12 protein-coding genes are annotated in these 13,909 nt (G+C 53.7%); 6 read left to right on the top strand and 6 right to left on the bottom strand.

What is annotated here, in order from left to right; all coding sequences use genetic code 11:
• Window positions 1-56 precede the first annotated feature (56 nt).
• Window positions 57-1,040, bottom strand: coding sequence for a glycosyltransferase (locus ACWHWP_RS00865; RefSeq protein ID WP_063431745.1), 984 nt, complete (start codon window positions 1,038-1,040; stop codon window positions 57-59).
• 157 nt (window positions 1,041-1,197) lie between these two features.
• Here ACWHWP_RS00865 and ACWHWP_RS00870 point away from each other — a divergent pair, with 157 nt between their 5' ends.
• A complete protein-coding gene (locus tag ACWHWP_RS00870; protein ID WP_447854910.1) occupies window positions 1,198-2,301 on the top strand; it encodes a glycosyltransferase family 4 protein in 1,104 nt (367 codons plus the stop codon).
• On the opposite strand, the gene ACWHWP_RS00875 is transcribed toward ACWHWP_RS00870, so the two are convergent.
• From ACWHWP_RS00875 to rfaD, 5 genes are read right to left on the bottom strand one after another with little or no spacing between them, the layout of a single operon-like run.
• Window positions 2,280-3,389, bottom strand: a complete 1,110-nt coding sequence (locus tag ACWHWP_RS00875) for a glycosyltransferase family 4 protein (protein ID WP_447854911.1) — start codon at window positions 3,387-3,389, stop codon at window positions 2,280-2,282. The genes ACWHWP_RS00870 and ACWHWP_RS00875 overlap by 22 nt on opposite strands.
• Window positions 3,386-4,495, bottom strand: coding sequence for a putative lipopolysaccharide heptosyltransferase III (rfaQ, locus tag ACWHWP_RS00880; protein WP_059312388.1), 1,110 nt, complete (start codon window positions 4,493-4,495; stop codon window positions 3,386-3,388). Before rfaQ ends, ACWHWP_RS00875 begins: the two co-directional genes overlap by 4 nt.
• Window positions 4,488-5,474, bottom strand: a complete 987-nt coding sequence (rfaC, locus tag ACWHWP_RS00885; protein WP_447854912.1) for a lipopolysaccharide heptosyltransferase RfaC — start codon at window positions 5,472-5,474, stop codon at window positions 4,488-4,490. The genes rfaQ and rfaC overlap by 8 nt, the downstream gene beginning before the upstream one ends.
• Before the next feature lie 3 nt (window positions 5,475-5,477).
• Complete coding sequence (rfaF, locus tag ACWHWP_RS00890; protein WP_047347573.1) at window positions 5,478-6,524, bottom strand: ADP-heptose--LPS heptosyltransferase RfaF; 1,047 nt, start codon at window positions 6,522-6,524, stop codon at window positions 5,478-5,480.
• 2 nt (window positions 6,525-6,526) lie between these two features.
• Complete coding sequence (rfaD, locus tag ACWHWP_RS00895; RefSeq protein WP_008502707.1) at window positions 6,527-7,459, bottom strand: ADP-glyceromanno-heptose 6-epimerase; 933 nt, start codon at window positions 7,457-7,459, stop codon at window positions 6,527-6,529.
• 215 nt (window positions 7,460-7,674) lie between these two features.
• Between rfaD and kbl the strand changes: the two genes are divergently transcribed.
• The 5 genes from kbl (at window position 7,675) to ACWHWP_RS00920 (ending at window position 13,907) form a co-directional block, all read left to right on the top strand.
• Window positions 7,675-8,871 carry a glycine C-acetyltransferase gene (kbl, locus tag ACWHWP_RS00900; protein ID WP_447854913.1) on the top strand — a complete coding sequence of 399 codons (1,197 nt, stop codon included), beginning with the start codon at window positions 7,675-7,677 and terminating at the stop codon, window positions 8,869-8,871.
• Between the two features lie 9 nt (window positions 8,872-8,880).
• On the top strand, window positions 8,881-9,906 hold the full coding sequence (tdh, locus tag ACWHWP_RS00905; protein ID WP_447854914.1) for an L-threonine 3-dehydrogenase: 1,026 nt from the start codon (window positions 8,881-8,883) through the stop codon (window positions 9,904-9,906).
• Window positions 9,907-10,083: 177 nt separating this feature from the next.
• On the top strand, window positions 10,084-11,664 hold the full coding sequence (locus tag ACWHWP_RS00910) for a sulfatase-like hydrolase/transferase (RefSeq protein WP_447854915.1): 1,581 nt from the start codon (window positions 10,084-10,086) through the stop codon (window positions 11,662-11,664).
• 60 nt (window positions 11,665-11,724) lie between these two features.
• Window positions 11,725-12,987: an O-antigen ligase family protein gene (locus ACWHWP_RS00915; protein ID WP_321221033.1), complete on the top strand. Its 1,263-nt coding sequence runs from the start codon at window positions 11,725-11,727 to the stop codon at window positions 12,985-12,987.
• 71 nt (window positions 12,988-13,058) lie between these two features.
• Window positions 13,059-13,907 (top strand): glycosyltransferase, encoded by an 849-nt coding sequence (locus tag ACWHWP_RS00920; protein ID WP_063431747.1) that lies wholly within the window; start codon window positions 13,059-13,061, stop codon window positions 13,905-13,907.
• Window positions 13,908-13,909 lie beyond the last annotated feature (2 nt).

Here is a 13,909-nt window from a genome sequence, read left to right on the forward strand (position 1 = left end):
GTTTTTTTAGTTTCGGCGGGCAAATTCTAAGCATTTAAGCCAGGTAAAGCTATCTCTTATGCCAGATACCGCTTTAAGCGGAAGTAACGGCGGCCCAGTCGCCAGTGCTGGCGCAGGCCACGGGCATTTTTCCATATGAGTGCCCAGATACCGCGGTCGAACAGTTCGCGAATGATTTCACGTTTTTTGCTGAGATCGCCGATGTTGTTAATGGCGTGCAGAATGCCCAGTCCCTCTTTTGCAATCTGCCACCGGCAGGCTGGCACCCGGCGTACGGCTTCCGGGTAACGCTGGTTGATAACATCCAGCATTTCCAGGATTTTCATGTAATGACGCGCGTTACGCATGCGCGTGTCATCCGTCCCTGGCGTGTGCGATACGGAGGCGGAATGAATAAGGTAGTCATAGAAGGTTTCGTCAGTGTACTGCACGCGTTTGGCCGTCAGCAGCACTTCGGTAGTCCACGGGATATCCTGGTGGCGCAGGCCATGTTCAAAGGTGAAACCCTGCTCTTTAATGAACGCGTGGCGATAAATATTCAGCCAGGTCACGTGCAGAAATTTACGCGACGCCAGCGCGCGCTGTAGCCACGTTGGGCCATCCAGCACGTCTGTGGTCTGCAGTTTGTCGGACGGAAAGATTTTCTTCGACGGCCTGCCATCATCGTAGATATACGTGCCGTTGCAGGTCGCTACATCGAGATCGTTCTTTTTGGCCATCTCAAGCAGGCGCGGATACATACCCGGGTAAATGACGTCATCAATATCCGGGAAGGCAACGTATTCGCCGGTTGCTTGCGCGAGACCCGTATTACGGGCTGCTGAGACGCCCTGATTAGCCTGGTCAATAACCTTGTAGAACGGGAATTCATCGGCGTACTGCGCAATGATGGCGGAGGAGCTGTCGCTTGACCCGTCGTTCACAACGACCAGTTCCAGACTGTCCAGATGTTGAGCTTTGATGCTGTCGAAAAATGCACTGAGGAATTTTTCACCGTTATAGACGGCGACTACAAGGCTCAATAAAGGTTTGTCGGACATGCTTTCTCCGTTGTGTTCAGGGCAGGCCACCCAATATGGTGATACCATTCGTGCTGTATTATATCTGGTGGATACTAAAAACATATGCCTGGCGGGACAAAGATCCTTTCAGGCGGAAAATTAGCGTCACGCGGGCGAGATTCTTAACGGGAAATGTATGCATATTGTTCACACTGAAGCAGACGGCGGCAAAGGCGGACAGCCTCTGCGCATTATCAACGAATCGCTAGGGATGATTCAGCGTGGCCATCAGGTAACTATCCTTTGCCCGGAAACGGCGCCGCTGCACGCGCTGGCGCGCAATGCGGGGTTGACGGTTGTCACGATGCCGTTGAAGCGTAAAAACCTTAAAAACTTGCAGCTGCTGCGTCGCTGGTTAAAGGATAACCGCCGGTCGATTGACGTCATCAATAGTCATAACTCCGCCGATACCTGGCTGGTGGCGCTGGCGAATCTGACACTCGCTAACCCCGTGCCGCTGGTCCGCACCCGTCATGCGTCAGGCGTACCGCGCAACAACTGGACGACCCGCTGGCTGTTTCGCACGGCCTGCACGCATATTGTGACTACGGGAGAGGCGCTACGTCATCAGGTGGCAAATATTGGCGTGCCGATGTCCCAGAGTACGTCGGTGCCAAGCGGTGTCGATACGCAGCGATTTCACCCGGGAGATAAGCACGAAGCCCGCGCGCATTGTGGCTTATCGGAGTCAGATTTCTGGCTGGGCGTGGTGTCGCATTTGCGCCCGAACAAAGGTCACAGCGTACTGCTGCGAGCCCTGGCGAAAATCGACAATCCGCAGATCAAGCTGGCGATTGTCGGCGAAGGCCCGCACAAAGCGACGCTGGAACAGGAAATTACCGCGCTGGGGTTACAGCAGCGGGTGGTTATGGCGGGACATCAAACCGATCCGGAACGCTGGTTCCCGGCGTTTGATATTGCGCTGAGCCCTTCGCACGATATGGAAGGTGTTCCGCAGGGCGTGCTGCAATCGTTAGCCTCCCGGATTGCAACCATTGCAACGGATGCTGGTGGAACGGGAGACGCGGTGATTAACGGCCAGACGGGGTTGTTAATCGCGCAGCGCGATGAAAACGCACTGCACGATTCCATAATGAAGCTCTATGACGACTCAGCCCTTCGCGAGACGCTCGCGCAACAGGGGTATGACTACCTGAGCACGCACTTTACCCGTGAATGTATGCTGGACGCGATGGAGAAGGTCTTCTCCGATGCCGCTCAGCGCAGCAAGTCGCGATAAAGCGCTTGTAGCTCGCGCGCCATTTTGTCCAGGGTGAAAGGCTCCGCAGTTGCACGTGCAGCAGCGGAGTAATCGACCCCCTGTTCTCGGCCTTTTAGCCACAGAGAGATGGCCCGCTGGTAACCTTCGCTGTCCAGCGCATCGCGTACCCAGCCGTTTTGACCCTCTGTTATCCACTCCGCCGCGCCGCAGCCGTGGCTGGTGAGCAGCGGCAAACCGCAGGCCAGCGCTTCCACGCAGACGTTCGGGAAGGGATCGTAGAGCGTCGGCAGGATAAGTGCATCAGCCGTGCCATACACTTCGCGGACGTTGGCAACGGGTCCAAGGAACTTCACGCGTGAGGAAACCCCCAGCGCTTGCGCCAGTTTTTCGAACTTCCGCGCATGTTTATCGCGCCCGGCAATCAACAGCCAGACGTCAGGATGCGCCACAATGGCGCGCAGCGCGGTGGCAACACCTTTACGGCTGAAACCTGACCCAACGTACGCCAGCACCGGCGCGGCAGGGGGAATTCCCAGCGCTTCACGCTGCGAAAGGGAGCGCACGTCAGGGCTGAACTGGTCCGTGTCGACGCCGTTATAGATCACCGTCAGCTTGTCATCCGACAGCCCGAAGCGACGGGCGATATCGTCGCGCACCATCTTCGAATTGCATATCACCTTGCGCAGCTGCGGATGGGTAAACATCTGCGTCTCAGCCTGCAGAATGTAGCGGTGATAGCGGCTCAGAGGTTGCGCCCAGCGCGCCAGCGGCGACAGAATACGAGCATATTGCTCAAGCCAGGTGGCGTGAACCCCGTCGCCCGCCCGGAAAATGGTGGCTCCCGGTATGCGCTCGTGGCTTTGCACAATATCGAACTGCGCAAAATGCGCGGCAGCTTCGGCGGCAAAACCGGATTCACGAGCGATGCGATTGCGAAACGGCGGATTGACCGTCAGCGTTTTCCAGCCAGCGGCATCTTCCCACTGGCGGGCAATCAGCGTGACGTCAAGCGAGGTATCCTGTGCCAGCACGTTAAGCGCACGTGAGACAAAACGCTCAGCGCCACCGTTGGGGTTGTAGGTCTGTCGAACAATCGCCAGCTTCATGCAGGGGTTTCCGTTTCCAGAAGCATTGTATCAATGGCGCTCAGCACCTGCTGCGGCGTGATAGCGGTGATGCAGTCTGAGACACCGCTGTCTCCGCAGCCCGCTTTCCCGCACGGCTGGCAGGTAAACCCGGCCACAATCACACGGTAATTTACCCCCCACGGCGCCCATTTGATGGCGCCAGTAGGACCAAATATGGCGACAGTCGGCGTACCGACGGCGCTTGCAAGGTGCATCGGCATGGAGTCCACACCGAAGTACACCCGCGCGTGCTTCATGAGCGCGCCCAGCTCTTTCAGGTTCAACTGACCGCTTAAATCAAAGACCGGCTGGGTGAGGGCAGCGCGCAGCTCATCCATGTAGGCCTTCTCTTCTTTTGACGGTGCGGCGGAGAGGATAATCGGCAGGCCGCGCGCCGCCAGGTTATCAATGGTCGCAGCCAGCTTTTTGATATCCCAGGCCTTAAACATCCAGCGTGAGGTCGGGTGAACCAGGATATAGGATTTACTCGTGAGCCCAAACCCGGCCAGTTTTTCGGCAACAGAGGCTTCTGCCGCATCGCCAGGTACAAAGAGGGTATGTTTGTCTTCGTCGGACTGCGGATGAATCCCGATCCGGCGCAGGGCGTCCAGATTGACCTCCACCATATGGCGGCTGTTGTCCTGAATCGCCGGGTAGAGCGTGGTGAACGATTTCACCCAGCGACGACGCGCCAGGCCCCCGCGTTTATCCGGCTTAAAGCCGACGGAGACGCGGGGCTTCAGGCGACGCGCCAGACGCGCGCCGTGCCAGTGTTCGGTCAGGTTAATCAGCACGTCATACTGACGGCCTTTCAGGATATTGAGCAGCGCGCGGTAGAGGCGGAATTGTTCAAACCACCCTTTTTTACGCCAGTTGCGCCCGATGGTATGGACCTGGTCGATATGAGGGTGGCTGGTCAGCATCGCCTGCGTGTCGTCATAGACCAGCGCGTCGACCTCCACGTTCGGCCAGTTCTTCTTGAGCACGGTGAACACCGGCGAAGTAAGCAGAACGTCACCGTGGTGACGCAGCTTAACGATCAGCACGCGCTTTGGTGGACGCTCCGCTGAGAAAAAATCAGACATAGGCTCTCTCTGCTGCCAGCAAAGGCTCTAATTGCGCAAATACCGCAGCGGCACTGAGGTCGTTCAGCTGCGATGAGTATTCCGGGCGGCAGATATATTGATTTTTTCCATAGCCGCCGATAAGACCCGGGTCCGTTGGGCCGTAAAGCGTAATATTAGGTCGATCCAGCGCCGCCGTCAGGTGGCTGAGGCCCGTATCCACGGAGACCACTGCTGCAGCGCCGGCCAACTCCTGGGCTACGCCATCAAGTTTCATGCGCGGCAGAACGTCAACGTAATCAAACCCTGCCGCCAGACGCCTGGCGCGTGCTTCTTCATGTGGTGCGCCCCACGGAAGTTTAATACGCAGCCCCGCATTTCCCAGCAGGCCGATCAGTTCGCGCCAGTGCGCCTCCGGCCAGTGTTTGTCATCGCGGGTCGTCGCATGAAGAAAAATCAGATAAGGCGCGCCTTTCTGTTGCGAACTGTGCAAAAAATGCTGCGAAATGGCGTAATCGCCCTGCGTTTCGGGCTTGGCATAGCCAAGACTCTTTGCAAACAGCTCGCGGGTACGTTCCACCGCGTGCTGTTGCTTCGCGATGTGGTGTCGGCGGTTATAGAACAGGCTCGCCAGCGGTTCGCGGGCGGTTTGCCAGTCCATGCCGTGCTTTACGCCATGCGCCAGACGCGTCACCAGCGCGGCACTTTTGACCAGCCCCTGCGCGTCGATGATGGCATCGTAGCGTTGCGCCTGCACCGCCTCGCGGAAGGCTTTGCGTTCGGCTTTAATCGGAGCAGAGAACCACGCTTTGCGCCAGCGGCGAATCGCCACCGGGATCGCGCGGTCGACCGCTTCATGCCAGGTGGGGATTTGCGCGAAGCCCTCTTCTACTACCCAGTCAAAACGAATGCCGGGAATGGCCTGCATGGCGTCCGTTAGCGACGGCAGCGTATGCAGAACATCGCCCATTGACGAGGTTTTAACGATCAATACCCGCATCCGTTATCCTTCTTCGCTCAACAGCAGTTCGTTAAGCTCTTCCAGAACGCGCTGCGGGGTAATGTCGATCAGGCTCTGGTGATAGCCTTCTGCGGCATCGCCTTTGCGCACTTTGTGGTAACCGGTGATGAGGCGAATGACGCGCGCTTTATGGGAAAGCGGAGGCGTGAAGTCCGGGCTGCTTGGGCCATACAGCGCAACCAGCGGGCGGTCGAGCGCAGCGGCGACGTGCATCAGGCCTGAGTCGTTGGTAACCACGGCTTTACAGGCGGCAATCAGGATAACCGCCTGCTCAAGCTGGGTTTCTCCCGCCAGGTTGCGGCACCATGCCTGCTGTTCGTTACTGAGCGTCGCGAGGATTTCATTGCCTGCCTCGTGGTCTTTTGCCGAACCGAACAGAACTATTTGGTAGCCTTCGTCAATCAGCTGTTTCGCCAGCTCCGCATAGTGATAGTGCGGCCAGCGTTTTGCCGGGCCGAACTCGGCGCCAGGGCAGAAGCCAATCATCGGGCGTTCAGACGATAGTCCAAACGCGTTGCAGGTGTGGGATTTTTCACCCTCGTTAACCTGAAGCTGTGGCCAGAGCAGCGGCTGCGGCAGGTCTTTCGCGCTGCGCATCACGCCTTTGTCATAGGCCAGCGCCACGTAACGCTCCACCATCAGCGGCCAGGCTTCTTTATCCAGCACGCGCGCATCGTTCAGCAGGCCGTAGCGCATTTCACCGCGCCAGCCAGTACGGTGTGGGATGCCGGCAAAGAAGGGCACCAGGGCAGATTTAAAGGAGTTTGGCAGGACATACGCGCGGTCATAGCGCTTCTCGCGCAGGCTATGGCCGAGCTTGCGGCGTTCGCCAATTTCCAGCGCCCCGTGGCCAAGCGGCATCGGGATAGCTTCATTCACTTCCGGCATACGCGATAACAGCGGACGGCACCATGCGGGTGCCATCACGTCGATTATCGCCTGGGGATAGCGCGCCTTGAGCGTGCGATAGAGACTTTGCGACATCATCATGTCGCCCACCCATGACGGGCCGATCACCAGAATTCTCATACTTACGCGTCGCGGTTCAGCCAGGCCATATACTCCGTTACGCCTTCGGCAACGGTCTTGAACGGCTTGTCATAACCCGCTGCGCGCAGGTTGGTCAGATCGGCCTGAGTGAACGCCTGGTAGCGGCCTTTCAGCTTGTCCGGGAACGGAATGTACTCGATGCTGCCTTTTTTGTGGTACGCCAGAGTGGCGTCAGCCACCGCCTGGAAGGATTCCGCGCGGCCGGTACCCAGGTTGAAGATGCCGGATACGCCGTTTTCCCAGAACCACAGGTTTACTGCGGCAACGTCGCCCACATAAACGAAGTCGCGCTTAAAGCCGTCGCTGCCTTCGAACAGTTTCGGGCTTTCGCCATTATTCAGCTGGGTATTCAGGTGGAATGCTACGCTTGCCATGCTGCCTTTGTGACCTTCGCGCGGCCCGTAAACGTTGAAGTAGCGGAAGCCCACAATCTGGGAGTTCGCTTCTGGCAGAACCTGACGCACGTACTCGTCGAACAGGAATTTGGAGTAACCGTAGACGTTCAGCGGCTGCTCATATTCGCGGGACTCGATAAAGTCCGAGGTGCGCCCGCCGTAGGTTGCCGCGGAGGAAGCGTACAGGAAGGGGATTTCACGCTCCAGGCAGTAGTGCAGGATCTCTTTGGAGTACTGATAGTTGTTGTCCATCATGTACTTGCCGTCCCACTCTGTGGTGGAAGAGCAGGCACCTTCATGGAAGATAGCTTCGATCTCGCCGAACTCCTCGCCTGCCATAATCTGGATAAGAAAGTCTTCTTTATCCATGTAGTCAGCGATGTTCAGATCCACCAGGTTGACGAACTTGGTGCCGTCTTTCAGGTTGTCAACCACCAGGATGTCGGTGATGCCTTTGTCATTAAGAGCCTTAACAATATTGCTGCCGATAAAGCCCGCGCCGCCGGTAACGATGATCATAACTGTAACCTTTGAAGTGTTGAGCCCGGGGACAATCCCGGACGCTAATGTCTTTATCATATCATTACAATGCCCGGTCTTCAGCCATTCACCGATATGCAGCAGGGGTACACGTGATTTATGCTGCAAAAACGACAAGAGATAATGTGTCATCTCGTCATGAACTATAGGTTTGGGTAATATGTCCCGAAATTTGCCGAGTCTGGAGAATTGCAATGCGTGGTGATTTTTACAAACAGTTAAACAGCGACCTCGACACCGCACGTGCGGAAGGGTTGTTCAAGGAAGAGCGTATTATCACGTCTGCTCAGCAGGCGGACATCACCGTTGCCGACGGCAGCCACGTGATCAACTTTTGTGCGAACAACTATTTAGGTCTTGCGAATCACCCTGAGCTGATTGCCGCGGCGAAAAACGGCATGGACACCCACGGTTTCGGTATGGCCTCCGTACGCTTTATCTGCGGTACCCAGGACAGCCACAAGCAGCTTGAACAAAAGCTGGCGAACTTCTTAGGAATGGAAGACGCCATTCTGTACTCCTCCTGCTTCGATGCCAACGGCGGTCTGTTTGAGACCCTGCTTGGAGCCGAAGACGCAATTATCTCCGACGCCCTGAACCACGCCTCTATCATTGACGGCGTGCGCCTGTGTAAAGCGAAGCGTTTCCGCTACGCCAACAACGACATGGTTGAGCTTGAAGCTCGCCTGAGAGAGGCGCGTGAAGCGGGCGCTCGCCACGTGCTGATCGCCACCGACGGCGTGTTCTCCATGGACGGCGTGATCGCTAACCTGAAGGGCGTGTGCGACCTGGCAGACAAGTACGACGCGCTGGTGATGGTCGATGACTCTCACGCGGTCGGCTTTGTCGGCGAAAACGGCCGCGGCTCGCACGAATACTGCGACGTGATGGGCCGCGTGGACATCATCACCGGTACGCTGGGCAAAGCGCTCGGCGGCGCGTCCGGCGGCTATACCGCCGCGCGTAAAGAGGTGGTTGAGTGGCTACGTCAGCGCTCCCGTCCGTACCTGTTCTCCAACTCCCTGGCGCCAGCCATTGTGTCTGCCTCCATCAAAGTGCTGGAGATGGTGGAGTCCGGCGCTGAGCTGCGCGACCGCCTGTGGTCCAACGCGCGCCTGTTCCGCGAAAAAATGAGCGCAGCAGGGTTCACACTTGCCGGTGCTGACCACGCCATTATTCCGGTGATGCTGGGCGATGCGGTTATCGCGCAGAACTTTGCCCGCGAACTGCAAAAAGAAGGTATTTACGTCACCGGGTTCTTCTTCCCGGTGGTGCCAAAAGGTCAGGCGCGTATCCGCACCCAGATGTCTGCGGCGCATACGCCTGAACAAATTGAACGTGCGGTGGAAGCCTTTACCCGCATCGGCAAACAGCTGGGCGTCATTGCCTGAGGACGTGTGATGAAAGCGTTATCCAAACTGAAAGCGGAAGAAGGGATTTGGATGACCGACGTGCCGGAACCGGAAGTCGGTCATAACGATCTGCTGATCAAAATTCGTAAAACGGCTATCTGCGGTACTGACGTTCACATCTATAACTGGGACCAGTGGTCGCAGAAAACCATTCCGGTACCGATGGTTGTCGGTCACGAGTACGTGGGCGAAGTGGTCGGTATCGGCCAGGAAGTGAAAGGCTTCAAAATTGGCGACCGCGTCTCCGGTGAAGGTCATATCACCTGCGGCCACTGCCGTAACTGCCGCGGCGGGCGTACTCACCTGTGCCGTAACACCGTTGGCGTGGGCGTGAACCGTCCGGGCTGCTTCGCAGAATACCTGGTGATCCCCGCGTTTAACGCGTTCAAAATTCCGGACAACATTTCTGACGATCTGGCCTCCATCTTCGACCCGTTCGGCAACGCGGTACACACGGCGCTCTCTTTCGATCTGGTCGGCGAAGACGTGCTGGTCTCCGGCGCGGGCCCCATCGGCATTATGGCCGCAGCGGTGGCAAAGCACGTGGGTGCGCGTAACGTCGTGATCACCGATGTGAATGAGTATCGCCTGTCGCTGGCGCGCAAAATGGGCGTGACCCGCGCGGTGGATGTCTCGAAAGAGAGCCTGACCGACGTGATGGAAGAGCTGGGCATGACCGAAGGTTTTGACGTGGGTCTGGAGATGTCCGGTGCGCCGCCGGCGTTCCGCACGATGCTGGATACCATGAACCACGGTGGCCGCATCGCAATGCTGGGTATTCCGCCGTCAGATATGTCTATCGACTGGAACAAAGTCATCTTTAAAGGACTGTTCATCAAAGGCATCTATGGCCGTGAGATGTTCGAGACCTGGTACAAGATGGCGGCGCTGATTCAGTCTGGTCTGGATCTATCACCTATTATCACTCATCGTTTCTCCATTGATGAGTTCCAGAAAGGCTTTGACGCAATGCGTTCAGGGCAGTCCGGGAAAGTAATTCTGAGCTGGGATTAAATCTGCCTGCTGGCATCGCTTTTACGGGTGCCAGCACTTTCCCTTAGCGGTTTGACTTTCCAGAAGTTACTTGTTAACTTTTGGCGAAATTTTCTCCATTCTGTCTTCTCCGCACGTTCATTCTGGCAGTCAAAATGATTACGTCAGGAAAGATATTGCCAGGCTAATCAGGTCATTATGTCCACACTGTTTTCACAGAAGTTGGTTGACACTCCTTCGCGATTTACCGCTTTCTTTACAGTGGTTATTTCTCTGCTAATAGTCATTGGCGTTAATATTATTCATGCTAAATATAATGCTGTGATTAATCGTACGCTGGTCTTCGTGCTAATATTGCTGACGTTAAAATGTATAAACAATAAATTAATCAGGAATGTACTGGCGATTATTTTATTAATTCCGGTTGCGGCAGATATTACTTTACAGTTATATGCATGGAGTAATTTCAATTCTGCGTTTAGTTATGGGTTTGCACTGAGCGTACTGAATACGACACCAGGTGAAGCAAGTTCGATGCTCGGTCTATACTGGCGCGATTGCCTGATTTTTATCGCCCTGTCTGCGTTGTTCATTTATACCGCCAATACCGGCATGTGGCCTGTCGCGCAGCGTTTCCGTCGCTGGCCCGTCATTGCGCTTGCCGTCACGCTGCTGGCTTTTTATGGTCAGGCTTTACAGCATCAACTCAGGAAAAGCAGTGTCGAAAGCCTGGCGCAGCGCGTAGTTCAGGCGACGCCTGTCAGCACGTCAAAAGTCTTTATGCAGGCCATCGAAGATAATGCCGTGGTGGCTAACATCGGTAAAAACATTCCTGATTATAAAATCACGCTATCCGATACTGGCATCGAGAATTATGTGTTGATTATTGGAGAGTCAGAGCGTACGGCAAATATGAGTATCTATGGTTATCAACGAGATACGACTCCTGAACTGGAGAAATATAGATCACAACTTTTACTGTTCCGCAATGCCGTGACGCCTGCACCGGTCACAATTATGGCGGTACCGCTGGCGATGACTGCGGATACCGTGAATGCACGCGATCCGCGCAAATATGGCGATAACGTCGTCAATATCGCTAACAAAGCGGGATATAACACTTACTGGTTTAGTCGCCAGGGCAAAGGAGGGGCGCATAATAACGTCATTACCGGAATTGCCCTGAACACGAAACAGCATGAATGGATTGACGGGGGTTATGACGAAGACCTTCTGCCGCTGTTGCAGAATGCGCTAAAAACGTCAGGCAAAAAATTGATCGTTCTGCATTTGTACGGAAGCCATGAACCTTCCTGCCGACGCTTCCCGGCCAGCCAGGCGGTGTTGCACGGTGATAATGAAGCTGATGACTGTTATGACAACTCTGTGCGATATACGGATACGTTGATGGGCAAGGTCTTTAGCCTGCTGGAAAACTCGCGTTCATCAGTCATGTATTTCTCCGATCATGGCCTGATTCGCGATCCGAAGCGTGCTGTAGCATACTCCCACGGTAACGTTAATCCTCCACGGGAGGCCCTGCAAATCCCAGTGTTTATCTGGTATGGACAGCAGGTAGACTCCGATAAGCAGTACACCGGAGATTACAATACCGTCTGGTCAGCTGATGATATTAATACGCTAGCTGAGCTTTGGCTTGGGATCCATCGGGAGGGAGAACCTGTCCAGTCTGTACACTCCTGGCTTGCCGGTTACAATAAGAACGTCACCGTGCTGGACACGACCGGAAAGTCCTATGAATGGCGGAATATTCGTTAACGCAGGTGCGATAAATATGTTTTATCAGGGTGCTAGCCTGCTTTGTTTTTTAGAAATGGAATGATGATGATTAATATAGAGCGAAATAAGGTCCAGTTTGTTTTGATGCAATTACTCTTTGGACTGTGTGCAATTGCTTTTGGCTGCGTAGTTATTTCTCCTAATCTGTCTGCTAAGATTTTGGGCCTGGCGGGTATTACCGCATTCGTTATTTTCATGTTGGATATTAAAAACTTCAGAAAGAATGATGCATTCTGGCTTTGTCTGGTGCTGCTGATCATCGGGGTTTGCGATCTGATCTGGTACCGGATGTATAAGATTGATAGTGCCGCGATCAACTCCTATCGCGCTTATCTTGAAGTCGGGAAGATCTGCCTGTTTGGGGCATTCTCCATTTTTGTGTTTGTGAGCAGGCACCAGCTCAAAATTGGCAGCAATAAGATTCATATGCTGCTGATTATTGCACTGCAGGTGATGATTATTGGCTACGCGGGATACCAGCACCTGTTTCTTGAAAAGCAAAGGGTAACGCTCTCTCTTGCCGGTGGGGCTGATGCGACTGGGGCTGCCTATACCATAGCATTTATCTCGTTTTACACGATTCTGGTGCTTCAACACAGTTCAAGCAGATGGAAAGAGCTTTTTATACTCGGGCACTTTTTTATTACCTTCCTGATACTGGTGGCAACAGAAACGCGGGCAGCCATTCTCACCTATCCGGTTATTTTCTTCGGCTTGCTGGTGGTGAAGCTGTACAAGGAAAAGCATATTCCGTGGAAGGGGGTTTCTGTTTTCCTGATTGCTTTGCTGGCTGGCGCATTTATGATGAAAGACAATCTGATAAAGCGTTATAATGACTTTAACCATGATATTGTTTCCTATGATAAAGCGAACAGTGTGACTTCGGTTGGTGCCCGTTTAGCGATGTGGAAGACGGGGCTGATTGCGTCTAAAAATAATTATTTATGGCAGTCTACAGACGAGCGTAACATCATAATCCGGGAAGAAATAAAAAAGGATCCAAGCCTGTCAGGCGCGCTGGGCTTCATTCGCGGACATCTTCATAATGAAATCGTTGAAACGCTTTCTGTAAAAGGCCCTTCAGGTCTTATTCTTTATATTCTGTTTGTAATATCACTTGGTTGGTATGCACTGCGTAAAAGAAAAAGTATTATTCTATTCGCTTTCCTGGTCTCGATTGTTATGTTCGGCGTGGGTGGCGTGATGTTCTATTCAAAAACAACCCCTGTTGCCTGGATGTTAACGCTGATAATGTCGGTTGTTTTCCTGGAACAGAACAAACATCGTACGGTCATTAAGTAATCGTTTTGATTCTCCATCGGGAAAAAGGTATTCTCCCGATGGAGAAATACCTTTTACCAGACGAGCCCGCCATGAACGAACTGATTTCAGTCATCATCACAACCTTCAACAGAGAGGCGTTGCTGGAACGCGCAATTCGTTCAGTTATTGCTCAGACATATCCTGCGGTAGAACTGGTTATTGTTGATGATTGCTCTAATGAGAAAACAGCTCAACTGATAGAGCGCATGCGCGCAGAGTGTGAAGCGCGTTTTGAGCATTTCATCTACGAACGTAATGAAAAGAATAGCGGTTCTAACTTCAGTCGTAACCGGGGCTATGCGCTTTCACACGGTGTGTTTGTCACGGGACTGGATGACGACGATTATTTCCTGCCAGAACGTCTGACGAAACTCGCTGAGCGGTATGATGATAAGTATGCCTTTGTGACGGATACCCCCGCCAGGCTGGACAAAACCCACCGCACCTATCCGGATACTGATGATAAAAGGATCATTGAGCTACAGGATATTTTGTGCGAGAACGTGGTGGGCAATCAGGTATTGACCACTAAAGAAAAACTGTTAGGCGTAGGCGGGTTTTCTCCTGAAATTAAACAGCAACAAGATCGCGATGTCTGGATTAAATTAATTCTGAAATATGGCCCAGGTATCAAATACAGTTTCAGTACGGCGATGGTGGATGCTGAACACGGGAGCGATCGGATTACGTCACAAGTTAAAAAATACAATGCGTACCGTAAGCTCTATTTTAAATATCGTCAGCATATGTCTGAAGTGACTCGCAGCAATAATTTATTCCAGCTTATGTCGTTTCGTGGTTTTAAATCAACGCGCATGAATTGCCTTTTACGTGGGCGTAAAAAAGATGCTAAGTTAAAAATGAAACTGTTTCGCCGTACGCTTAAAGAGCTATTCTGAAA

The sequence above is a fragment of the Enterobacter sp. WI-ESBL-E8 genome (assembly GCF_053364895.1).